Source organism: Amycolatopsis alba DSM 44262, assembly GCF_000384215.1.
In the GTDB taxonomy this organism is placed as follows: domain Bacteria; phylum Actinomycetota; class Actinomycetes; order Mycobacteriales; family Pseudonocardiaceae; genus Amycolatopsis; species Amycolatopsis alba.
In genome coordinates, this window is the sequence record NZ_KB913032.1 from 9,382,021 (window position 1) to 9,404,490 (window position 22,470).

Here is a 22,470-nt window from a genome sequence, read left to right on the forward strand (position 1 = left end):
GAACTTTAGGCCGTCCGGGTGCCCGGAGCCTCGGTGAGGCGGGACGTTTGTCGCGAAGGCCACCTTCGCGACGAAGTACATGAAGGCCCCCTTCCTGTACCTAGGCGCGAGGAAGGGGGCCTTCATGTACTTCAAGACAACGTCAGGCGTGGTCGTCCTCGCCGAGGCGGTGCACCCGGATGAGGTTGGTCGAGCCGACGGTCCCCGGCGGGGAGCCGGCGACGATGACCACCAGGTCGCCCTTGGCGTACTTGCCCATTTCGAGCATCGCGTGGTCGACCTGCTGGATCATCTGGTCGGTGGAGCCCACCTTCGGCACGATCCGGGTGGTAGTGCCCCAGGTCATCGCGAGCTGGCTGCGGACGCTCTCCTCCGGCGTGAACGCCAGCAGCGGCAGCCGCGTGTGCAGCCGCGCGAGCCGCCGGACGGTGTCACCGGACTGGGTGAACGCGACCAGCGCCTTGGCGTTCAGCCGCTCGCCGATGTCACGGGCCGCGTAGGAGATCACGCCACGCTTGGTACGCGGGACGTGCGACAGCGGCGGGACGACCGGGGAGTCGGTCTCGACGGCCTCGATGATCCGGCCCATGGTCTGGACGACTTCGATCGCGTAGCGGCCGACGCTGGTCTCGCCCGAGAGCATGAGCGCGTCCGCGCCGTCGAGCACCGCGTTGGCGACGTCCGAGGCCTCCGCGCGGGTCGGGCGGGAGCTGTTGATCATCGACTCGAGCATCTGCGTCGCGACGATGACCGGCTTCGCGTTCTCGCGGGCGATCTGGATGGTGCGCTTCTGCACCAGCGGGACCTGCTCCAGCGGCAGTTCGACGCCCAGGTCACCGCGGGCGATCATCACCGCGTCGAAGGCCAGCACGATGGCTTCGAGGTTGTAGACCGCTTCGGGCTTCTCGATCTTCGCGACGACCGGGAGGCGGCCCTTGCCCACGCGGTCCATCACCTGGTGGACCAGGTCGATGTCGGCGGGCGAGCGGACGAACGACAGCGCGATGAAGTCCACGCCGAGTTCGAGCGCGAACTCGAGGTCTTCGATGTCCTTTTCGGACAGCGCGGGCACGGAGACGTCCATGCCGGGCAGGGAAACACCCTTGTTGTTGCTGACGGGCCCGCCTTCGGTGACCTCGCAGACGACGTCCGGGCCCTCGACCTTCTTGACCACGAGGCCGACCTTGCCGTCGTCCACGAGGAGACGGTCGCCGGGCTTCGCGTCGTCGGCGAGTCCCTTGTAGGTGGTCGAGACGCGGTCGTGCGTGCCCGCGACGTCCTCGACGGTGATGCGCACGATGTCGCCGTTGTGCCACTCGACCGGACCGCCCGCGAAGGTGCCGAGACGGATCTTCGGCCCCTGGAGGTCGGCGAGGATGCCCACCGCGCGGCCGGATTCGGCGGCGGCGGTGCGGATGAGGTCGTAGACCTGCTTGTGGTCGCTGTGCGTCCCGTGACTGAAGTTCATCCTCGCGACGTCCATCCCGGCGTCGACGAGTTGCCGCATCTTCTCCGGCGTAGCGGTCGCGGGGCCCAGGGTACAAACGATCTTCGCGCGTCGGCTCACGTTCGCACAGCGTAGTCCCTCATCGGTGTTACGTCTTTACCGATACCGAAAGTTCAAGAAAAGTGTCAGTTGACCTGGGAGACGGCAACCGCCGAACCGGATTCGGTGGTTATCGGCGCGGCTTCTCGCTCGGCCCGACCCGGTCCCGCGCCCACTCGTTGAACGCGCGGACCTGCCGCCACGCCTTGCGCACCCTGTCGAGCGCGCCACGTTCGTGCAGGACGTCGTCCGGCTCCCAGCCACGGACCGCGTACACCGAGCGGTACCTCAGCAGGTCGATCCGCGGGTGATCCTCCGCGAACCCGCGCGGCTTCGACTTGAGCCTGTCCCCCTTGACCTCCCAGCCCGCTTTCTCCAGTTTCGCGAGGATCTTGGCCAGCTCGGCGCCCCGCAGTTCGGTGTCGACGGCCTTGCGGAAGCGGGCCAGCTGATCGGACTCGAAGTGGAAGCAGCCGCCGCCGACGCGCAGCCCGGCCGGGCCGACCTCGACGTAGTACGCGCCACCGCCGCGGCCCTGCTCGATCACCGCGCCGCAATGGGTCTTGTACGGCGTCTTGTCCTTGGCGAACCGGACGTCCCGGTACGGGCGGAAGACCTTCCCCTCGCCGAAGCCGTCGCCGAACTCCGGGACCAGCTCCGCGAGCATGGCCTCCATCGGGGCACGGACGTCGGCCTGGTAGGTGGCGAGGTTCGCGTCCCAGTAGGACTTGGAGTTGTCGGCCTCGAGACCGTCGTAGAAGTCGATCGCGTACTCGCCGAAACCCTCGAAACCCATGCGCTGACGTTAATCCTCGCCGCCGGCAGGTACATGAAGGCCCCCTTCCTGTACCTAGGCGCAAGGAAGGGGGCCTTCATGTACTTCGGTGCTACTTGGCCAGAGCGGTGATCAGTTCACCGTCGGCCGTGTCACCGGAGAGCTCCCAGAAGAAGGCACCGCCGAGACCCTGGTTCTTGGCGTAGGCGACCTTCCCGCCGATGGTCGCCGGGGTGTCGTAGCTCCACCAGTCGCTGCCGCACTTGGCGTAGGCGGTACCCGCCACGGTGCCGGTGGCCGGGCAGGTGGTCTTGAGGACCTTGTAGTCCTGGATGCCCGGCTCGGTGCCCGCCGCCGGACCGGTCGCGGTGCCGCCGGGGGCCTCCTGCGTGACGCCGGTCCAGCCACGGCCGTAGAAACCGATGCCCAGCAGCAGCTTGTTCGCCGGGACACCCTTGCTCTTCAGCTTCTGGATCGCCGCGTCGGAGTGGAAGCCGGCGGTCGGGATGCCCACGTAGTCGTTCAGCGGCGAATGCGGGGCTGTCGGGCCCTGCGCGGCCCAGGCGCCGAAGTAGTCGTAGGTCATGACGTTGTACCAGTCGAAGTACTGCGCCGCGCCGCCGTAGTCCGCGGCGTCGATCTTGCCGCCGTCGGTACCGTCCGCGGTGATCGCGGCGGTGACCAGCTTCGAGCCGAACTTCTCCCGCAGGGCCTGCGCCAGGTTCTTGATCGCGGCCGCGCCGCTGGTGTCACAGGAGAGACCGCAGGCGTTCGGGTACTCCCAGTCGATGTCGATGCCGTCGAAGACCCCGGCCCAGCGGGGGTCGTTGACGAGGTTGTAGCAGGACTCGGCGAACTTGGCGGGGTTCTTCGCCGCCTCGCCGAAGCCACCGGACCAGGTCCAGCCGCCGAAGGACCACAGCACCTTGAGGTCCGGGTGCTTGGCCTTGAGCTTCTTGAGCTGGTTGAAGTTCCCGCGCAGCGCGCCGTTGTCCCAGCTGTCGGCGACCCCGTCGACACTGCCGGCGGCGTCGTAGAACTTGCTGGTCGCGGCTTCGGCGTCACCCAGGGCGCAACCGCCGTTGGTGACGTTGCCGAACGAGTAGTTGATATGGGTCAGCTTGCTCGCCGAACCCGACGTCTCGATGTTCTTCACATGATAGTTCCGCTGGTAGACGCCCCATTCGGCGAAGTACCCGAGGACCTTGCCGACCGAGGCGTCCGGCGCCTCGGGAGCGGCGGTCGCCTGCTGCGCCGGTGCGGCGACGGCCAGCGCGCCGAGCGCGACGGCCGCGGCACCCACGATCGCGGTGAGCCTGCTCAAACGGGACATGCGTTCTCCCTTCACGGTCACCGGCGGTGACGAGAGGACTGCGGCGGGACACGCACAAGTTAAGTGGACTAGACCACTCCGTCAATGGTTCAGACCAAGACTTTCGGATGGACATTTTCGAACATTCCTTGACGGAAATATGCCGTACAAGGCACATTTCCCGGATGATGCAGACTTTCGAGATCCTCGCCGAGCCGCGGCGGAGGACCATCCTCGACCTCCTTCGCGACGGCGAACGGTCGGTCAACGAGCTGGTCGAGGTCCTCGAATTGAGCCAACCGGCCGTATCGAAACACCTGCGTGTCCTACGCGAGGCGGGTCTGGTCAGCGTGCGCGTCGCCGCCCAGCGCCGGTGCTACCGGCTCCGCCCGGAGCCGCTCGCGGAAGTCGACGCCTGGCTCGCGCCGTACCGCCGGTTCTGGGAGGGCCGGATCGACGCGCTCGAACAGCACTTGGACGAAGACAGTCAGTGAATAGGTAACGGCCGGTTGCCGCCCGGCGGGACAGTGGTGTTGCCTTGCCTGACCGGGGATCACCGCGCTGGGAGGACATCGAGTGACCGAGACGCCGACGTTGTACGAATGGGCGGGCGGGCTGGACGCCCTGCGACGGCTGACCACCGTCTTCTACGGCCACGTGCTCAAGGACCCGGTGCTGGAGCCGGTCTTCCGCCACATGGACCCCGGCCACCCGGAGCACGTCGCGGTCTGGCTCGCCGAGGTGTTCGGCGGCCCGGAGACCTACAGCCACGACCACGGCGGGCACCGGCACATGGTCGGGCGGCATCTCGGCCGGGCCATCACCGAAGAGCAGCGCCGCCGCTGGGTGAACCTGCTCTTCGACGCCGCCGACGAGGCCGGTCTGCCGTCCGATCCCGAGTTCCGCTCCGCGTTCGCCGCGTACGTCGAATGGGGCAGCAGGCTCGCGGTGATGTTCTCGCAGCCCGGCCGCGAGGTCACCGTCGAAGAGCCGATGCCGAAGTGGGACTGGGGCAACCGCCCGCCCTGGCAGCCGCCGTCCGGCTGACGGCGTCCGGCTGACGGCGTCCGGCTGACGGCGTCCATAGTGGGGCGGTCGTGAAAGGAGGCCGCCGTGATCCGGGTGGACGGCCGGACCCTGCGCTGCGCGGACGTCGTGACCGCCGCGGGCACCGAGGGACCGCTGGGCATTGACGTCTCGATCGCCGCGCTGCGCGGCGCCGAAAGCGCGTGGAAACTCGCCGAGGAGCTGAGCACACGCCGGATCGTCTACGGGCGCACCACCGGCGTCGGCGCCAACAAGGAGGACCCGGTCGGCGAGGGCGAGTCTCCCGATCACGGGCTGCGGCTGCTGCGCAGTCACGCCGGCGGCAGCGGTGACGTCATGTCCCCCGGCCAGACCAGGGCGATGATGCTGATCCGGCTCAACCAGCTGCTGGCGGGCCGCGCCGGGCTCAGCCCCGAGCTGATCGGGGCACTGGCCACCGCGGTGCGGACCGGGTCGCTGCCGCTGGTGCACCGGCTCGGCGCGATCGGCACCGGCGACCTCGCGCCGCTCGCCGAAACCGCGCTCGCCCTCACCGGCGAACGGCCGTGGCTCGTCGGCGGCGTGCCTCCGGTGCCGGTGCGGGCGGGTGACGCGCTCGCGTTCATGAGCAGCAACGCCGCGACGCTGGCCGAAGCGACCCTCGCGGCGATGCGGCTCGACACCCTGACGCGGGCGAGCCACGTCGTCGCGGCCCTGACCTATATAGCGCTCGACGGGAACCCGGAGGCGTACGCGACCCCGGTGCACGAAGCACGTCCGCACGCCGGGCAGGTCGCGTGCGCGGCGGAGATGCGGCGGCTGCTCGGGATGGAGGGCACGCCCAAACCCGGCAGGCGGATCCAGGACCCGTTCGGGCTGCGGGCGTTCCCGCAGGTGCAGGGGCCCGCGCTGGACGCGATCCACTACCTGCGCGACGTGCTCGCGGTGGAGATCAACGCCAGCACCGAGAACCCGATGATCTCGACGGTCCATCAGGACGCTTACCATCACGCGCACTTCCACACCGCGTACGTCTCGACGGCGCTCGACCAGGTGCGCGCGACCGTCCACCAAGTCGCCGAACTGTCGGTGGCCCGGCTGGGTGACCTGGTGGAACCGGAGTTCACCGGGCTGCGGCCGTTCCTCGCGGCCGGGCCGTCGGGCAGCTCGGGCGTGATGATCCTGGAGTACGTCGCCCACGACGCGCTCACCGAACTACGGCAGGCCGCGCTCCCGGCGACGCTGGGCACCGCCGTCGTCTCCCGCGGGATCGAGGACCACGCGAGCTTCTCCACGCAGGCCGCGCGGGCGGCGACCGCGGCCGGGGCGGCGTATCAGCAGGTGCTGGCGTGCGAACTGGTCGCGGCCGTCCGGGCACTGCGGATGCGGAAGGCCGAACTCGTCGCCCTGCCCGCACGGGACGCCTACGAGACCGCCGCGGCCGTGCTCGACCCGAGCGTCGAGGACCGGCCGCTCACCGAGGACATCGCGCGTGCCGTGTCACTCCTGGACACCTTCGCGCTCATCTGATTGCGCGGAGGATGTCGAGAACGGCGAAGCGGCGCCGTCCCTGGGCCGGAAGCACCACAGCGAGGGAGACCACAGCATGAGCATCCAGCGGATGGACCACGTCGGCGTCATCGTCGACGACCTCACGGCCGCCATCGCGTTCTTCGTCGATTTCGGACTCGAACTCGACGGCAGGATGACGATGGAAAGCGAGCTCGCAGACCGCATCACCGCGGTCGAGAAGGCCAGATCGGAGATCGCGATGGTGCGCGTCCCCGGTGGTCAAGGCTGCCTCGAACTCATCCAGTACCTCACCCCCGAGGCCCACCCCGGCGACCCTCAAGCACCGGCCAACACCCTGGGCCTGCGCCACCTCGCCTTCCAGGTCGACGACGTCGAGGCCGTCCTCGGCCGCGTGAAGCCGCACGGCGCCGAACTCGTGGGCGAGGTCGTGAACTACGAGAACAGCTTCCGGCTCTGCTACCTGCGCGGCCCCGGCGGGATCATCCTCGAACTCGCCGAAAAGCTCGGCTGATCAGCAGCAGCATCCCCGGCGGGCGAGGGACCGGAGCCGGGCGTTCGTGACCGGCCGGTTCGCGGCGACCTCGACGGCGTCGAGCATCCGGCGCCGTGCCGTCTTGTCGAGGACGCGGCCGCGGGTGATCACCAGGTCGATCTTCGCGACGTTGCGGATGTCGGCGGCCGGGTTCGCGTCCAGCAGCACGAGGTCCGCCTCCTTCCCCGCCGCGATCGTGCCGGACGTCCGCTCCCTGCCGAGGAACTTCGCCGCGTCGCCCGTGACGGTCTTCAGCGCGTGCACCGGTGAGAGCCCGGCCTCGACCAGGAAGGCGAGCTCCTCGTGCAGCCCGCTGCCGGGGAAGGTGTACGGGTTGAGGCAGTCTGTGCCGCCGACGATCCCGACACCCGCTTCGTGCGCGGACCCGACCAGCCGCAGCGTCTCCTGGTAGTACCGCTCCTGCAGGACGATCTCCGCCGGGGTCTTCGGCGCGAACCGCTCGATGCCTGCGACCCAGCTCTTCCGGATGTCGGCGGGCAGGTACTTCAGCCGCGCGTCCAGCTTGTGGGTCTCGGCGGGCTGCGTGACGACCCGGTTGATCGTGAGGGTCGGCGAATGCCAGGTGCCGTTGCGCCGCAGCCTGCCGAAGTAGGCCCGCGCGGCGCCGGGGCTGTAGGTGGAGACCGACTCGAACTCCAGCCGCCGCGCCAGGTCGAAGAAGGCTCGCGGCGCCGCGGGGTCGTAAGGCGTCGCCTTGAGCCTGGCGAGGATCTCGTCCCGCCGGGACGAGCAATGGATGGAGACCCCGAAGAAGTGCTCGAAGCTGTGCAGGCCGAGATCGCTCGTCTCGAAGTGGGACAGCTTGTACGGCCAGTGCCCGGAGAACCGCAGTCCCAGGTCACGGGTTTCGTCTGCGACCGCGCGCACCTCGTCGGGGCCGAGGTAGGAGTAGATCTTGACGAACTCGGCGCCCGCGGCCTTCTCCGCGCGGACGGCGGCGCGGGCCTCGGCCGCCGTCGACACCTGGAGCACCGGCGGTTCCAGGAGGGTGACCGGTCCGTCGACGATCCCGCTCCCCAGCACGATGCGCGGGCCGAGCAGCTCACCGCGTTCGATCCGGTCGCGGGTCGCGCGGTTCTCCGCGTACCCCCACATCTCGCGGGCGCCCGTGACACCGTGGGCCAGGTGCAGCGGCGGGACGATCTCTTCGAGGTCCGCGCCGTGCGTGTGCATGTCCCACAGCCCTGGGATGAGGTACTTGCCGCGGCCGTCGATCACCCGCGCGCCACCGGTCTCCGGGACCTGGCCGGAACCGCCGACCCAGGCGATCCGGTCGCCGACGAGCACGACCGAAACGTCGCGCCGCGGCGCCGAACCCGTGCCGTCGATCAGCGTGACCTGGGCGATGACGACGATCTCGCCGTCGGCCGCGGCGGCCGTACCGGGCAGCAGCCCGGAGAGCGCCACCCCGGTCCCGCTCGCGGCCAGCCATCTCAGGAACTCGCGCCTGCTCGGTCCCGCTACCGCCATGAGAACCCCGCCCTTCCACCCAGATCCCCCAGGTGGCCGATTCAACTCGCCGTGACGGCGGGGCCGCAAGGAAGGGGAAGGCCCCTTACCCGAGCACAGCACAAAGTAAGGGGCCTTCTCCTGAAACACAGCTCAGCCGAAGAAGACCTCGGCCTCTTCGTACCGCTCGGCCGGGACGGTCTTCAGTTCGGCGGTCGCTTCGGAGAGCTTGACGCGGACGATGTCCGTGCCGCGCAGCGCGACCATCACGCCGAAGTCGCCGTCGGCCACGGCGTCGACCGCGTTGAGACCGAACCGGGTGGCGAGCACCCGGTCGTACGCCGTCGGGGTGCCGCCGCGCTGGACGTGCCCGAGCACGACCGCACGGGACTCCTTGCCGGTGCGGGCGGCGATCTCGTCGGCGAGCCAGGTGCCGATGCCGCCGAGCCGGACGTGCCCGAAGGCGTCCTTCTCACCGGTCAGCAGCTTCTCCTCGCCGCCCTCGGGCAGCGCGCCCTCGGCGACCACGATGATCGGCGCGAACTCCTTCTCGAAGCGGCGCTCGACCCACGAAACGACCTGGTCGACGTTGAAGTGCCGCTCCGGCACCAGGATCACGCTCGCGCCACCGGCGAGCCCGGAGTGCAGCGCGATCCAGCCCGCGTGCCGTCCCATGACCTCGACGACCAGGGCGCGGTGGTGCGACTCGGCCGTCGTGTGCAGCCTGTCGATGGCCTCGGTGGCGATCGAAACGGCCGTGTCGAAGCCGAAGGTGTAGTCGGTGGCGCCGAGGTCGTTGTCGATCGTCTTGGGCACCCCGACGACGCCGACGCCGTCGTCCGTGAGCCGCTTCGCGACGCCAAGGGTGTCTTCGCCGCCGATCGCGATCAGCGCGTCGACCTGCTGCTCGGCGAGCACGGCCTTGATCTTGTCGACGCCGCCGTCGACCTTGTACGGGTTGGTCCGCGACGACCGCAGGATCGTGCCACCGCGGGTGAGGATGTCCTCGACGTCGTTCAGGCCGAGCGGGCGGCTGTCCCCGGTGAGGGGACCGTTCCAGCCGTTGCGGAACCCGACGATGTCCCAGCCGTGCACCTCGATGCCCTTGCGCACCACACCGCGGATCACCGCGTTGAGACCAGGGCAGTCGCCACCGCCGGTCAGCACACCGACACGCATCAGAAGCCTCCGTCTTGTGTTCCGTAGAGATGACAGTCACATGTCCCGACGCCAGCGTAGCGGCAGATCTCTGGATCGGTGCAGGGCGGACCACCTCGGGAATCGGTACACGCGAGGCGATGTGCTAGCTTGGCGTCATGCAGCGCTATTTCTGGTTTACGAAGCCGGCCCAGGGTGGGCACGGCGGCGTGAACCTGCGCTGACGAACCACCCCGAGCCGGAATCACACCGGCTCGGCGAGGTCCCGCGGGTCGGTATCCCTTTCGAAAGGAACCAGACCCGCGATGTCTCCCTCCGCTGACACCCTGATCGCCCTCGACGGGCACCGCACGGCGGCCATCAACCCGCTGCTGTCGCCCGCGATGCTGCGGCACGAACATCCGATGACGGCGGAAACCGCCGATACCGTCCTAGCCGGGCGGGCCTCGGCCGTCGACATCCTCGACGGCCGGGACGACCGGCTCCTCGTCGTCGTCGGGCCCTGCTCGGTGCACGACGCGGACGCCGCGCTCGACTACGCCCGCCGCCTCGCCGCCAAGGCCGAAGAACACCGCCGCGACCTGCACATCGTCATGCGCGTCTACTTCGAGAAGCCGCGGACCACGCTCGGCTGGAAGGGCCTGATCAACGATCCGGGCCTCGACGGCACCTACGAGGTCAACCACGGCCTCCGGATGGCGCGCAAACTGCTGCTGGACATCTCCGCGCTCGGCCTGCCGGTCGGCTGCGAATTCCTCGACCCGATCACCCCGCAGTTCATCTCCGACACCGTGACCTGGGGTTCCATCGGCGCGCGGACCGCGGCGAGCCAGGTGCACCGGCAGCTGTGCAGCGCGCTGTCGATGCCGGTGGGGATCAAGAACTCGACCGAGGGCGATGTCCAGGTCGCCGTCGACGCCACCCGCGCGGCCGCCGCGAGCCACGTGTTCGCCGGCATCAACCCCGACGGGCTCGCCGCGCTGATCACCACGGCGGGGAACGAGGACTGTCACGTCATCCTGCGCGGCAGTTCCGCCGGTCCGAACTACGACTCCGCGACGGTGGCCGACACACTGGCGCGGCTGGCGAAGTCGGGGCTGCCGGAACGCGTGATCATCGACGCGAGCCACGGCAACAGCGCGAAAGACCACGTGCGGCAGGCTTCGGTGGTGCGGGAGCTGGCCGGGCGGATCGGCGCCGGTGAGCGGGGTATCGCGGGCCTGATGCTGGAGAGCTTCCTGGTGGCGGGCCGCCAGGACCTGACGCTGGGCTCCGCCGCGTCGCTGACTTACGGGCAGTCGATCACGGACGCCTGCCTGGGGTGGGAGACGACGGCCGAGCTGCTGGACACCCTCGCGGAAGCCGTCGACTCGCGCCGCTGCACCCCCGCCGCGGTGGTCGGGAGTGGCGTTTCGGGTTAGGGCCATCCGTGTCTCAGGTACTCACTGGCGGGCGGTTTCGTGTGACTGGACGGACGACACACGTGACCGGCTGGACGACACCTGTGTCCAGATGGACGACACACGGCGGGCACCCGGCCGCGATCGTGTCGTCCACGCAGTCACGCGTGTCGTCCGTCTGATCACACGAGCCGTCCGACCGGTCACGCTGCGGTGAGACGTCGGTACAGCTGGTCGTGCGGCGGGGTCGCACCGGTCCGGCAGCCGGGGCATTCAGACGACTCACTGCGCCGTGTCGCGAAAGCCACTTTCAGGACGTCCAGTGTCCCGAAAGTGGCTTTCGCGACGCTCGATGCCGCCGGAACAGCTAGGGCGGGACCGCTGGGGCGGGGTGCGGCGTGATGTGAAAGCCACTTTCGCAACCTTCAACGTTGCGAAAGTGGCTTTCACAACCTGCGCCGGGCAAATCAAGGCCGTGCGGGCCACGTCCAGTGTTGGACGACGTGACAGCGGAGGGCATTGGGGACGTTCAACGTCCCGACCTTCCCGCTACCGGTGCCAGTAGCTCTCGATGATCTGCCAGCGCTGGTAGTTGTGCCGCGCGTCCGCCAGCGCGTCGTGCTGGTCGTCCGGGGCAGCCGGCAGCTTCGGCTTGCCCGCGTCCTCCCAGCGTTGCCGCAGGTCACGGGTGAACCGCGGCAGCTGACGCGGCAGCGCGGGCATCGGCCCCCACAGCTGCGCCAGCGCGACGTGGTCGTAGGCGGCGAACCAGGCCCACAGTTCGATCCCGCCGGGCGGCTTGCCGAAGAACTCGAGCAGATCCGAGCGGATCTTCTCGCGGCTGCGCCACGCGGGGTCGGCGGGCGACGGGAGTTTCGGGAGCACGTTGTCGCGGACCCAAGGGCCGGCCTTGCCGGGATCGAAATCGGTCGAGACCGCGTAGAACTCGCGGCCTCTTTCGTCCACGACACCGATCGACACCAGATCGATGGTCACGCCGTCCTCAATGAATTCGGTGTCGTAGAAAAAGCGCACCGCAGAACCCTAGTGGGGGCTCAGCCGACCTTGGTGTCCGGGATACGGGCGACGTCCTGGGCGGACGGCTGCGCGGGCACCTTCGGGCGGAGCCCGGCCTCGTCCGCGGCGAGCAGTTCCTTCGCCTTGGCGGCGTAGATGTCGACGTACTCCTGGCCGGAGAGCTCCATGAGCGCGTACATGATCTCGTCGGTGATGGACCGCTCGATGAAGCGGTCACCGGCAAGACCCTCGTAGCGCGAGAAGTCGAGCGGCTTGCCGAAGCGGATCTCGAGGCGGCGCGGCCACCACATCTTCGAGCCGATGGGGTTGACCTTGTCGGTGCCGACCATGGCCACCGGGACCACGAGGCCGCCGGAGTCGAGCGCGATCCGCGCGACACCGGTCTTGCCCTTGTACAGGCGGCCGTCCGGGGACCGGGTGCCCTCGGGGTAGATGCCGAGCAGGTGTCCTTCGCGGACCAGCCGGGTCGCGGTGTCGAGCGCGGCCTGTGCCGCGTTGCCGCCGGAGCGGTCGATCGGGAACTGGCCGACGCCGGTGAAGAACCACTTCTTCAGCAGGCCCTTGAGGCCCTTCTCGGTGAAATACTCGGATTTCGCCGGGAAGGTCACCTTGCGCTTCACCCGCAGCGGCATGAAGAAGGAGTCCGCCACCGCCAGATGGTTGCCCGCGAGGATCACGCCACCGTCGTCGGGGATGTTCTCCGCACCGACCACCTTGGTGGGCCACAGCGCCTTGAGCAGTGGCCCGATAAACACGTGTTTCATGAGCCAGTACAGCACTGCGAAAACTCCTCCTAGCAGCTCAACCCCTGTGCCCGATGGTCAAGACTACGAATCGCGCTACCCCGGCACAATGAAGTCCACCCGGTTACCGGCACCCAGCGACGGATCTCACACCCGATCCTGCCCGATTCCGGAAGCGGCCGGGGGCCCACAAGCCGGTCCGCTCGTGCGAACATAGTAGACCTACCCAGCTCTCACGGAAGGCGATCGCATGGCCGTCCTCGCCGGCGCGGAACCGTTCGCTCACACCGGTTCGACCGAAGCAGGGTTCCTGCTGTGCCACGGGTTCACCGGCACCCCCGCGAGTATGCGGCCGTGGGGCGACCATCTGGCGGAAGCGGGCTACACCGTGCGCTGCCCGCTGCTCCCCGGACACGGGACCAGGTGGCAGGACATGAACCGGACAGGCTGGGAGGACTGGTACGGCGCGGTCCGTGAGGAGCTTCTCGCGCTCTTCTCGACCTGTGACTCGGTGTTCGTCGCCGGGATGTCGATGGGCGGGACGCTGACGCTGCGGCTGGCCGAGGAGTTCGGCGACCGGATCGCCGGGATCGTGCTGGTGAACCCGTCGGTCCTGACGCTGCGGTGGGACGCCAAGCTGCTGCCCGTCCTGTCGAGGATCCTGCCTTCGGTGCCGGGCGTGGCCAACGACATCGCGAAGCCGGGTGAGACGGAGCTGGCCTACTCGCGGACGCCCGTGCGCGCCGCGGCGAGCCTGGCGAAGCTGTGGAAGCTCACGCGCGCGGATCTGCCCAAGGTGACCCAGCCCGTGCTGCTGCTCCACTCGGCCGTCGACCACATCGTGGAACCGGTCAACTCCCAGGTGATCCTCGACGGGATCGGCAGCGACGACGTCACCGAGGTGGTGCTGGAGAACAGTTTCCACGTCGCCACCCAGGACAACGACGCGGGCCTGATCTTCACGCGTACGGTGGACTTCGCCCGGTCCGTGCGCCGGGCGGGACAGGTGGACGCCGGATGAGCAGAGGCAAGGACGGGCCGGAGGACGTCGACGCGACGTTCGCCGAGATCGTGGCCGACCTCCGTGCGGAGGGTGTCGGACTGTTCCCCGAAGAGGATCTGGAGAAACCGGCCGGGAAACCCGTGGAGAGGGCGGAAAAGCCGTCGGAGAAGACTCCCCGGCCGGAGACCCCGGAAGCCGATCCCGAACCGGGCTGGCGAGGCGGCGGCACCACCTGGGACAAGACCGTCTTCGAGGGCGATCCTGGATCGAGCGACGACGAGGGCCACTTCGTGCCGCCCGAACCGCCTCCCCTGCCGCGTCCGCGCAAGGGCGCGTTCGTCGTCCTGCTGTTCTTCTTGCTGGGCCTGCTGCTCCTGATCGCGCCCACCCTGATCGGCATGGGCACGCGGCTCGGCACGCCGCTCGGCATCCTCGCCCTCGCGACCGCGCTCGCGCTGCTCCTGCTGCGGGTCCGCCAGGGGCCGCCGCCCGGTGCGGACCCGCACAACGGCGCACAGGTCTGAACTACCGGACAATTCCGAACATGAAGATCGACTTCACTTCCTCGCGCCGGTCGACGGTCGGCGCGGAATGGGAACTCGCCCTCGTCGACCGGCGGACCGGTGAACTCTCGTCCGTCGCGGAGAAGGTGCTCGACGCCGTCCGCCCCGACGGCGAGGAAGAGCACCCGAAGATCAAGCAGGAGCTGCTGCTCAACACCATCGAGGTGATCAGCGGGATCTGCGACACGATCGCCGAGGTCAAGGCCGATCTGAACACCTCGCTCGACGTCGTCCACTCGGTGCTCGACCCGCTGGGCGTGGAGCTGTTCTCGGCCGGGTCGCATCCGTTCTCGACGTGGTACCAGCAGAAGGTCACCGACAAGGAGCGGTACGCCAAGCTCATCGACCGGACCCAGTGGTGGGGACGGCAGATGCTGATCTACGGCGTCCACGTGCACGTCGGCCTCGACCACCGCGACAAGGCCCTGCCGATCCTGGACGCGCTGCTCAACTACGCGCCGCATCTGCAAGCGCTTTCGGCGTCTTCGCCGTACTGGGGCGCGGAGGACACCGGGTACGCGTCGAACCGCGCGCTGATGTTCCAGCAGCTGCCGACCGCCGGGCTGCCGTTCCAGTTCCGGAAGTGGGAGGAGCTGGAGAGCTACGTCGACGACATGTTCACCACGGGCGTGATCGACCACTTCTCCGAGATCCGCTGGGACGTCCGGCCCGCCCCGCATTTCGGGACGATCGAGATGCGGGTCTGCGACGGGCTGCCGACGCTGGAAGAGGTCGGCGCGATCTCGGCGCTGACCCAGTGCCTGGTCGACGACTTCAGCGCCCGCCTCGACGACGGCGAGATCCTGCCGACGCTGCCGCCGTGGCATGTCCAGGAGAACAAGTGGCGAGCGGCGCGCTACGGCGTCGACGCGATCGTCATCCTCGACGCGGCGGGCAACGAGCGGCTCGTCACCGAAGACACCTACGAACTGCTGAACCGGCTCGAGCCGGTGGCCCGGCGCCTGGACTGCGCCGACGAACTGCGGTCGGTCGAGACGATCCTGCGCTACGGGCCCAGCTACCTGCGTCAGCGCGCGGTGGCGAAGCAGTACAACGGCAGCCTGCGCGCCGTCGTCGCTTCGCTCATCTCGGAGATGCGGGAAGGGACGATCCCGCGCCCCTGACCCTCACGCGTTTCGTCCAAGAACCGCATCCAGAGGACTAAACGCTATCGAGGTGTCCCAGTAGAGCGCCGGGGCCGAAGGGGGAAGCGCCCACGGCCTCGGCACGGGACCGCAGTTCGCGATCGGCCGTCACCACGACGACGTGGTCGGCCGGTCCGGCCTCTCGGGCCTCGCGCGCCACCGCGACGATCTTGTCGTCGCCTTCGCCCTCGGCGTCGACGACCTCGACGCCGGGCACCGTCGCGACACCGCGCGCCTTGCCCTCGACGACCAGCACGATCTTCGGCCACCACGACCACTCCCCGCCGCCGGGGAGCCCCGGATCGGCGAGCCCTGTCCCGGCCAGGACCGCGAGCTTGTCCCGCAACCGTTCCGCGGCGCCGCGCCGGTCACGCCACCAGCCGTCCGGCCGGGATCCGACGACGTTCGCGCCGTCGACCACCAAAACCAGCCTGCGATCCAAGTGTTCCCTCAATCCCGGCCACGCCACCGCGAAATCCCGGTGCAGCCGGAACCGGGCGACCTCTCCCGCGCGGACCCAGCGCAGTTCCGCGCTCTCCGCGCTCTTCACCCTGGCCGAAAGCGTGCCGATCGGCGCGGCCAGGATCGTGGTGTAGCGCCAGTTCCCGTGGTCCACGTGCGACGCCGACAGCGGACGGACCAGGCCGGGCGGGATGTCGGCCTCCTCGTGCGCCTCGCGGGTGGCGGCCTCACGCGCGCTCTCCCCCGCCTCGACGGCGCCCCCTGGCAACGCCCAGGTCCGTCCATGGTGGACCCACCACGCCCGGCGCTGCAGCAGGACACCGCGCGCGGGATCGGACAGCAGCAGCCCGGCGGCGCCGTGCAAACCCCAGTGACGATGCCCGAAGTCGCATTTCACGAAGCCGTTGCCGTCCTGCCGGGTCACGGCTTCAGCCTGTCACACCGACCTCGGCGCCGGGAGCCTTCGCCGTGTCGACGGCGAGTGCCGCGGCGCCCACGATGGCGGTGTCGTCCCCATGGTGCGCGGTGCGGATCCTCGCCAGCGGCCGGTGTCCCGCGCCGGTGATCTTGCCCGCGTAGTGCTCACGCGCTTCGTCGAGGAACAGCGGGGCCGATTCGGACACCCCGCCGCCGATCACGATGATCTCGGGATCGAAGACGTCGGCGACCAGCGCCAGCCCCTCGGCCAGCCATTTCGCCAGTTCGGTCATCGCGCGCTGGGCGATCGGGTCGCCGTCGCGGGCCGCCCCGGCGACGCGGCGCCCGGTGACCGAGCCGGGGTCTCCCCTGGTCTCGCGGGCGAGCACGGTCGAGCGGCCGGGGTGCCGCGCGAGCAGCTCGACGGCCGTCGCGGCCAGCGCCGTCCCGCTGCAGTACCGCTCCCAGCAGCCGTACTTCCCGCACGGGCAGGCCCGCCCGCCGGGGACGACGGTCAGATGCCCGAGCTCCGGCGCGACGCCGTGCGCGCCCCGGTAGATCTTGCCGTCGAGCAGCAGTCCCGCACCGATCCCGGTGCCGAGCGCGATCAGCGCGGCGACGTGGGCACCCCGTGCGGCACCGAACCGGTACTCGCCGACGGCGGCGGCGTTGGCGTCGTGCTCGAGGGTGACCGGGAGGCCGACGCGCTTCTCGATCCGGTCGGCGACCGGCGCGGCACGCCAGGACAGATGCGGCGCGAACATCACCGTCCGCCGGTCCTTGGCGACGAACCCCGCGACCGCGAGCCCGACACCGGAGACGTCGTGCCGGTTGCGGAGGTCCTCGATGACCCCGGCGATGGCGTCTTCGAGCGCGTCCTCCTCGCCGGGGGTTCCGACCCTGGCGGTGTCCATCAGCGAGCCGTGCTCGTCCACCACGCCGGCGCGCACACTCGTGCCCCCGACGTCCACCCCTACCGTCAGCAACTCAGTTCTCCTGGTCCGGCTGCCAAGCGTCGCTCTTGGTCACCGTGATGTGCTGGACCCGCGAAGCTCCCACCGGCGCATCTTCCCGCGCGGGCTCCTTCCGCGCAGGCTGGAACCCCGGCATGTGCACCCCGCCCTCGGGCTCCCAGCGGTCGGCGAGCACCGCCCGCAGCAGCGCGACGAGCTGCGCGGCCTGCTCCATCAAGCGTGCCACGAACTCGGGCCGCTCCCCGCGGAAGACCTCGACGATCGCGCAGAGCGGGCACCAGCCGCCGCCGGTCTCGTGCTCCGAGCAGCCGTGCCCGGCGGAGATCAGGCCCTCCAGCCACGGCGCGGCGTGCTCGACGACCAGTTCGACCAGCAGCCGGATCTCCTCGGCCAGCTTGAGGCCGTCGGTCCGTGTGTGTTCACTGTTCTCGCTCACCCTGGTCCCCGGTTCCCGGCCAGGCTCACGACCAGGCCGTGCGCGTCGGATTCCGCACCGGTGATCCGGCACGGGCGCAACATCTCCGGCAGCGCGATCAGCCGCCGGAAACCGTCCACGGTGACGGCGAGATCATCGTCCACTCTGGCCAGGTCCACTTCGGAATCGCGGTGCAACGGCACGGCGATCCGCAGCCGGTACCCACCGTCCGATTCGGACACCTGCAAGAGCGGGGTGACACCTTTTTCGTTACCCGCCAGGGGATCCAGACCCTGGTAGAGCTCGTACGCGATTTCCTGCAGCGCCGCGAGGCCCACGGGCTCGACGGCGCGATGCTCGACGGGCTTCACCTGCGCGGGCCCGAAGCCCGCGCCGTCGAGTTCGGCGAGCACGGCGTTCTGCTGCGTGCGCCGGGTCCGCATCCACGAGGCCGCGGCCCCGCGCCAGAACCCTGGCGCGGGCATCAGCCGGTTGACGATCAGGCCGTCGACCAGGATTCCGCGCAGGGCCAGGGAACTGAGGGTGCGGCGGGCTTCCGCGACGACGACGCGTTCCGGCGTCAGCACGAGCCGCACGGTGGTGGTGGCCGGATCGGTCAGCAGGGTGCGCAGCGACTCCAGATGCGCGCCGAGGCGCCGCACCGCGGCCGCCGTCCGCCGCGCACCCGGTTTGAACACCCGCGTCAGATAGCCCGAGACGGCCTCGGGCAAGGCCAGCAGGCGCAGGGTTTCCGCGGTCGGCCCGCAGTCGACGACGACCGTCTCCCAGGGACCGTGCTCGGCGAGACGCTGGACCTCGGTGAGGGCGAGGAGTTCGTCGACGCCGGGCACGACGGTCAGTTCTTCGGCGTCGAGCGAGTCGAGGCCCGCTCCCGCGAGCGCGTTCTGCAGTTCCTGCCGGAGTTCGCGCCAGGTGCTGTCGACGAGGCCTCGGGTGTCGATCTGCGCCGCGTGCAGGAGCGTGTCCACTTCGGACGGTTCGGCGCCGAGGACGCGGCCGAAGGCGTCACCGAGGGAATGCGCGGGGTCGGTGGAGACCACGAGTGTCTTCCTGCCCCGCCCGGCCAGTGCCGCCGCCGTCGCCGCGGCCAGCGTGGTCTTGCCGACACCCCCCTTGCCGGTGAACAGCAGGATCCGCATGCCTACCCTTCGACTCAGGATGCTTCAGCGCGCTTCTTGAGCTCCTTGAGCGCGGTGTCCATGACCATCTTCTCGGCCTTGCGGCGCAGCAGCCCGATCATCGGCAGCGCCAGCTCGACGGACAGCGTATACGTCACCTTGGTGCGGCCGGTGCCCAGCGCTTCGAGGGCGTAACGGCCGTTCTGGGCCTTCTGCATCTGCCCCTTGACCAGGCGCCAGCTGACTCCCTGGCCGTCGGCGTCCCAGTCGTACTCGAGGGTGTAGACGTCCTTGATCGGTCCGGCGTCGAGAGTGAGTTTCACCTGCTTGGCGCGACCCTCGCCGTCCTCGCCGAGTACCTCGGTCTCCCGGACGGCCTTGGCCCATTCCGGGTACGCGGGAAAGTCGGCGATGACGGCCATGACCCGCTCGGGCTCGGCGTCGACCTCGATGGATTGCGTGGACTGCTCGGCCATGACGCGAACTCTAGCCGGGACCGGCCGTCACCAGCGAAGCACGTACGGCTGTGCCGTCTCTTTGAAGTGACCGACGTTACGGCATTCGGTCCTGCCGAGCCTCGTCCGCGCGGACAGCGGCTGGTGGACGTGCCCGAAGACCGACCAGCGCGGCCGCTGCTCGCGGATGAGGCCCACCAGCGCCGCCGACCCGATCTCGGACCGTCGCGCGATCACGTCGTAGGTCAGTTCCGGGACGGCGGGCGGGACGTGGGTGCACAGGACGTCGACGTTCTCCAGCGCGCCGACCGCGGTGTCGTACTCCTCGCGGGTGCGCAGGTACGGCCGCCAGAAGCCGTTGCGGCGCGGGACCACGTTCGGCGGGAGCAGCGCGCCGCCGATGAACCCGAAGCGCAGCCCGCCGAACTCGGCCACTTCGCCGTCGAGGACCCGGATGCCGTCGCCGGCGAACTCGGGCCACAGCGAGGGGTCGTCGACGTTGCCCGGAGTCGCGAACGTCGGCGCGGTGAGGGCGCCGAACAGGACGGCGTACTGGTCCTGGATCGCCTCGCCGACGGCGGCCGCCGGATCGGCCAAAGTGGCCCACAGCGATCGCGAGAAGGCAACGGTCTCATCACGAGTGCCCTCGCGCCGCAGCCTCGCGAACTCGCCGACCTTCTCGGCGCCGAACAGCGCGCCCATGATGCCCTTGTCGTGCTCGCGGTAGTCGACGAAGTCCAGCAGGTCGCCCAGCACGATCAGCGCGTCGGCGCCGTCTCCCGCGCGTTTGAGCGCGTCGGCGTTTCCGTGCACGTCCGACACCACGTGAACCCGCATGTTCTCCCCCGTGCTTCCCCGTGCCTAGTCGCCGCGTGGCCCTGCTCCGGGCTCGCGCCCGTCCTCCAGGACCTCTTTGAGCCCGAGCGCGATCGCCTTGGCGGCACGGGCCCTGCGATCGAACTCCCGCCGCAGGTCCCGAGCCTGGAGCGCGCGGGGCTCCCCGTCCGGACCGGCGGGAGTGGCACGCAGGAAGTAATGCAGCAGAGTGCCGTCGAGCACCGGCTCGAGCCAGACCTCCATGGTACCGATCAAGGCACCGCGCACGGTCCAGCGCAATCCTTCGTCCCCGCGGTCGGTGTAGACCTCGAGAACGAGGTCCGGCCAGTAACGTGACCAAGATCGCGGATCGGCGAAAGCGGCGGCCACGGTGGAGGGCGGGACCACGAGGAAGGTCTCGTCGACGATGTCGAGAGCTGGCGGCGCCTGGTTCACAAGCGGCAGAATGTCATGCCCTCGGTATGGCCGATTCGTCAGCATGGTCTTAAGGTGCACGGCACGCTAAGTTGACTGGCGGGTAACACCGGTCACACCACTTTGCACGCGAACACGGAGGTTCCTCGTGCGCGAATACAGCGCCCCCGCCGCCAATCCGGTGACCGACGACGAGAACCTCGCGGACGTCGTCTGGGCGAACGCCGAGCGGTTCTCCGATGTCGTGAGTTTCCGCCGCCAGGTCGACGGAACCTGGCTGGACGTCACCGCCAAGGATTTCGCCGCCCAGGTACTGGCCGTGGCCAAGGGAATGGCACAGGCGGGCATCGCGCCGGGCGACCGGATCGGGCTCATGTCCAAGACCCGCTACGAATGGACCCTGATCGACTTCGCGATCTGGGCCGCCGGCGCGGTCACCGTCCCGATCTACGACACCTCCTCGGCCGAGCAGGTCCACTGGATCCTTTCGGACTCGGCGGCGAAGGGTGTGTTCGTCGAGACCGACGAGCACCTCGCGACGCTGGAGTCCGTCAAGGGACGCCTCGACACGCTCGAGCACACCTGGCAAATCGAGGCCGCCGAGCCCGCCGTCGACCGCCTCACCGCGCAGGGCGCCGAGCTGAGCGACGACGACCTGCACGAGCGCCGCCGCATTGTGAAGGCCGGGGACCTGGCCACGATCGTGTACACCTCGGGCACCACCGGCCGCCCCAAGGGCGTCGAGCTGACCCACCGGAACCTCCTCTCCGAGATCCGCGCCGACATCGCCGCGTTCCCGCAGCTGATGGAGCAGGGCAACTCGCTGCTGGTGTTCCTGCCGCTCGCGCACGTCCTCGCCCGCGCCATCGCGGTGACCGCGCTCAGCGCGCGGGTGACCCTCGGGCACACCTCGGACGTCAAGAACCTCGTCGCCGACCTCGGCACGTTCCGGCCGACGTTCGTCGTCGCCGTGCCGCGCGTGTTCGAAAAGGTCTACAACAGCGCGAAGCAGAAGGCGCACGGCGACGGCAAGGGCAAGATCTTCGACGCCGCCGAAGCCACCGCCGTCGCGTACAGCCAGGCACAGGACACCGGCGGCGCCGGGCTGGGCCTCAAGGTCAAGCACGCGCTGTTCGACAAGCTCGTCTTCAGCAAGCTGCGCGCGGCCCTCGGCGGCCGGTGTATCGCCGCGGTGTCCGGCGGTGCCCCGCTCGGCGTGCGGCTGGCGCACTTCTTCCGCGGCATCGGCGTCCCGGTGTTCGAGGGCTACGGCCTGACCGAGACGTCCGCGGCGGCCTGCGTCGGCACCCAGGACGGGTTCCGCGTCGGCACCGTGGGACGGCCGGTCGCCGGTACCTCGGTCCGGATCGCCGACGACGGCGAGATCCTGCTCAAGGGCGACGTCGTGTTCGGCGGCTACTTCAACAACGCCGAGGCGACCGCCGAAGCGCTGGAAGACGGCTGGTTCCACACCGGTGACCTCGGCGAGCTGGACAGCGACGGGTTCCTCAAGATCACCGGGCGAAAGAAGGAGATCATCGTCACCGCGGGCGGCAAGAACGTCGCCCCGTCCGGGCTCGAAGACACCATCAAGGCCAGCCCGCTGGTCAGCCAGGCGATGGTGGTCGGCGACCAGCGGCCGTTCATCGGCGCGCTGATCACCATCGACGAGGAGTACTTCCCGTCGTGGAAGTCGCAGCACGGCAAGCCTTCCGGCGCCTCCGTGTCCGATCTGGCAGGCGACGCCGAGCTGCGCGCCGAGATCCAGACAGCCGTCGACCAGGCCAACAGCGCGGTGTCGCAGGCCGAGGCGATCAAGAAGTTCACGATCCTCTCGAAGGACTTCACCGAGGCAGGCGGGGAGATCACGCCGAGCCTGAAGCTGAAGCGCAACATCGTGAACAAGAACTACGCGAACGACATCGAAGCGCTGTACAAGAAGTAACCCTTCGGTACATGAAGGCCCCCTTCCTTGCGCCTAGGTACAGGAAGGGGGCCTTCATGTATCTAGGGCCGTGACTGAACGCGGAACTCGCGTGATCAAACACGGATCTCGCGTGCTTGGAGACGTGACTCGCGTGCTTGAAGGCGGAACTCACGAGTTACGGCTTCA

Annotated in this window: 23 protein-coding genes; 9 read left to right on the forward strand and 14 right to left on the reverse strand. The window is 69.4% G+C overall.

What is annotated here, in order from left to right:
• Positions 1 to 142: 142 nt before the first annotated feature.
• The 3 genes from pyk to AMYAL_RS0143255 all read right to left on the reverse strand — a co-directional run bounded on the left by pyk (position 143) and on the right by AMYAL_RS0143255 (position 3,654).
• Entirely contained in the window at positions 143 to 1,567 is a 1,425-nt protein-coding gene (gene pyk, locus AMYAL_RS0143245) for a pyruvate kinase (protein ID WP_026467932.1), read from the reverse strand.
• Between the two features lie 109 nt (positions 1,568 to 1,676).
• Positions 1,677 to 2,342 (reverse strand): DUF2461 domain-containing protein, encoded by a 666-nt coding sequence (locus AMYAL_RS0143250; RefSeq protein WP_020637547.1) that lies wholly within the window; start codon positions 2,340 to 2,342, stop codon positions 1,677 to 1,679.
• Positions 2,343 to 2,433: 91 nt separating this feature from the next.
• Positions 2,434 to 3,654, reverse strand: a complete 1,221-nt coding sequence (locus tag AMYAL_RS0143255) for a glycoside hydrolase family 18 protein (RefSeq protein WP_020637548.1) — start codon at positions 3,652 to 3,654, stop codon at positions 2,434 to 2,436.
• Positions 3,655 to 3,818: 164 nt separating this feature from the next.
• Here AMYAL_RS0143255 and AMYAL_RS0143260 point away from each other — a divergent pair, with 164 nt between their 5' ends.
• The 4 genes from AMYAL_RS0143260 to AMYAL_RS0143275 all read left to right on the forward strand — a co-directional run bounded on the left by AMYAL_RS0143260 (position 3,819) and on the right by AMYAL_RS0143275 (position 6,703).
• The gene (locus tag AMYAL_RS0143260; RefSeq protein WP_020637549.1) at positions 3,819 to 4,127 is read left to right on the forward strand and encodes an ArsR/SmtB family transcription factor; all 309 of its coding nucleotides are present in this window, start codon (positions 3,819 to 3,821) and stop codon (positions 4,125 to 4,127) included.
• Between the two features lie 82 nt (positions 4,128 to 4,209).
• Positions 4,210 to 4,680, forward strand: coding sequence for a group II truncated hemoglobin (locus AMYAL_RS0143265; RefSeq protein ID WP_020637550.1), 471 nt, complete (start codon positions 4,210 to 4,212; stop codon positions 4,678 to 4,680).
• Between the two features lie 66 nt (positions 4,681 to 4,746).
• Entirely contained in the window at positions 4,747 to 6,189 is a 1,443-nt protein-coding gene (locus AMYAL_RS0143270; RefSeq protein ID WP_020637551.1) for an aromatic amino acid ammonia-lyase, read from the forward strand.
• A gap of 76 nt (positions 6,190 to 6,265) precedes the next feature.
• Positions 6,266 to 6,703: a VOC family protein gene (locus AMYAL_RS0143275; protein WP_020637552.1), complete on the forward strand. Its 438-nt coding sequence runs from the start codon at positions 6,266 to 6,268 to the stop codon at positions 6,701 to 6,703.
• Here the strand turns inward: AMYAL_RS0143275 and AMYAL_RS0143280 are convergent, their stop codons facing one another.
• Entirely contained in the window at positions 6,704 to 8,215 is a 1,512-nt protein-coding gene (locus AMYAL_RS0143280; RefSeq protein WP_020637553.1) for an amidohydrolase family protein, read from the reverse strand.
• Positions 8,216 to 8,347: 132 nt separating this feature from the next.
• Positions 8,348 to 9,373: a 6-phosphofructokinase gene (locus tag AMYAL_RS0143285; protein ID WP_005164556.1), complete on the reverse strand. Its 1,026-nt coding sequence runs from the start codon at positions 9,371 to 9,373 to the stop codon at positions 8,348 to 8,350.
• Between the two features lie 284 nt (positions 9,374 to 9,657).
• On the opposite strand from AMYAL_RS0143285, the gene AMYAL_RS47505 reads away from it, so the two are divergent.
• A complete protein-coding gene (locus AMYAL_RS47505; protein ID WP_020637554.1) occupies positions 9,658 to 10,773 on the forward strand; it encodes a 3-deoxy-7-phosphoheptulonate synthase in 1,116 nt (371 codons plus the stop codon).
• Between the two features lie 528 nt (positions 10,774 to 11,301).
• Here AMYAL_RS47505 and AMYAL_RS0143295 read toward each other — a convergent pair.
• Together AMYAL_RS0143295 and AMYAL_RS0143300 are read right to left on the reverse strand one after the other, a co-directional pair.
• Positions 11,302 to 11,787: a polyadenylate-specific 3'-exoribonuclease AS gene (locus tag AMYAL_RS0143295; RefSeq protein WP_020637555.1), complete on the reverse strand. Its 486-nt coding sequence runs from the start codon at positions 11,785 to 11,787 to the stop codon at positions 11,302 to 11,304.
• Between the two features lie 20 nt (positions 11,788 to 11,807).
• Positions 11,808 to 12,569: a lysophospholipid acyltransferase family protein gene (locus tag AMYAL_RS0143300; protein ID WP_020637556.1), complete on the reverse strand. Its 762-nt coding sequence runs from the start codon at positions 12,567 to 12,569 to the stop codon at positions 11,808 to 11,810.
• 214 nt (positions 12,570 to 12,783) lie between these two features.
• Here AMYAL_RS0143300 and AMYAL_RS0143305 point away from each other — a divergent pair, with 214 nt between their 5' ends.
• Genes AMYAL_RS0143305 through AMYAL_RS0143315 form a run of 3 tightly spaced genes read left to right on the forward strand, consistent with a single transcriptional unit; the run spans position 12,784 to position 15,223 of the window.
• Positions 12,784 to 13,554: an alpha/beta hydrolase gene (locus tag AMYAL_RS0143305; protein WP_020637557.1), complete on the forward strand. Its 771-nt coding sequence runs from the start codon at positions 12,784 to 12,786 to the stop codon at positions 13,552 to 13,554.
• On the forward strand, positions 13,551 to 14,060 hold the full coding sequence (locus AMYAL_RS0143310) for a hypothetical protein (protein WP_020637558.1): 510 nt from the start codon (positions 13,551 to 13,553) through the stop codon (positions 14,058 to 14,060). The genes AMYAL_RS0143305 and AMYAL_RS0143310 overlap by 4 nt, the downstream gene beginning before the upstream one ends.
• Positions 14,061 to 14,080: 20 nt before the next feature.
• Positions 14,081 to 15,223 (forward strand): glutamate--cysteine ligase, encoded by a 1,143-nt coding sequence (locus tag AMYAL_RS0143315; RefSeq protein WP_020637559.1) that lies wholly within the window; start codon positions 14,081 to 14,083, stop codon positions 15,221 to 15,223.
• Positions 15,224 to 15,260: 37 nt separating this feature from the next.
• Here the strand turns inward: AMYAL_RS0143315 and AMYAL_RS0143320 are convergent, their stop codons facing one another.
• Genes AMYAL_RS0143320 through AMYAL_RS0143350 form a run of 7 tightly spaced genes read right to left on the reverse strand, consistent with a single transcriptional unit; the run spans position 15,261 to position 20,378 of the window.
• Complete coding sequence (locus tag AMYAL_RS0143320; protein WP_020637560.1) at positions 15,261 to 16,130, reverse strand: NUDIX domain-containing protein; 870 nt, start codon at positions 16,128 to 16,130, stop codon at positions 15,261 to 15,263.
• Positions 16,131 to 16,134: 4 nt separating this feature from the next.
• Positions 16,135 to 17,094 carry an ROK family protein gene (locus AMYAL_RS0143325; RefSeq protein ID WP_020637561.1) on the reverse strand — a complete coding sequence of 320 codons (960 nt, stop codon included), beginning with the start codon at positions 17,092 to 17,094 and terminating at the stop codon, positions 16,135 to 16,137.
• A 16-nt stretch (positions 17,095 to 17,110) separates the two neighbouring features.
• Positions 17,111 to 17,533: a hypothetical protein gene (locus AMYAL_RS0143330; RefSeq protein WP_020637562.1), complete on the reverse strand. Its 423-nt coding sequence runs from the start codon at positions 17,531 to 17,533 to the stop codon at positions 17,111 to 17,113.
• Positions 17,530 to 18,672 (reverse strand): ArsA family ATPase, encoded by a 1,143-nt coding sequence (locus tag AMYAL_RS0143335; RefSeq protein ID WP_020637563.1) that lies wholly within the window; start codon positions 18,670 to 18,672, stop codon positions 17,530 to 17,532. Before AMYAL_RS0143335 ends, AMYAL_RS0143330 begins: the two co-directional genes overlap by 4 nt.
• A gap of 14 nt (positions 18,673 to 18,686) precedes the next feature.
• On the reverse strand, positions 18,687 to 19,127 hold the full coding sequence (locus tag AMYAL_RS0143340; RefSeq protein WP_020637564.1) for an SRPBCC family protein: 441 nt from the start codon (positions 19,125 to 19,127) through the stop codon (positions 18,687 to 18,689).
• Between the two features lie 27 nt (positions 19,128 to 19,154).
• A complete protein-coding gene (locus tag AMYAL_RS0143345; RefSeq protein WP_020637565.1) occupies positions 19,155 to 19,943 on the reverse strand; it encodes a metallophosphoesterase family protein in 789 nt (262 codons plus the stop codon).
• 24 nt (positions 19,944 to 19,967) lie between these two features.
• Entirely contained in the window at positions 19,968 to 20,378 is a 411-nt protein-coding gene (locus tag AMYAL_RS0143350; protein ID WP_020637566.1) for a hypothetical protein, read from the reverse strand.
• A gap of 127 nt (positions 20,379 to 20,505) precedes the next feature.
• On the opposite strand from AMYAL_RS0143350, the gene AMYAL_RS0143355 reads away from it, so the two are divergent.
• On the forward strand, positions 20,506 to 22,302 hold the full coding sequence (locus AMYAL_RS0143355) for an AMP-dependent synthetase/ligase (protein WP_020637567.1): 1,797 nt from the start codon (positions 20,506 to 20,508) through the stop codon (positions 22,300 to 22,302).
• Positions 22,303 to 22,470 lie beyond the last annotated feature (168 nt).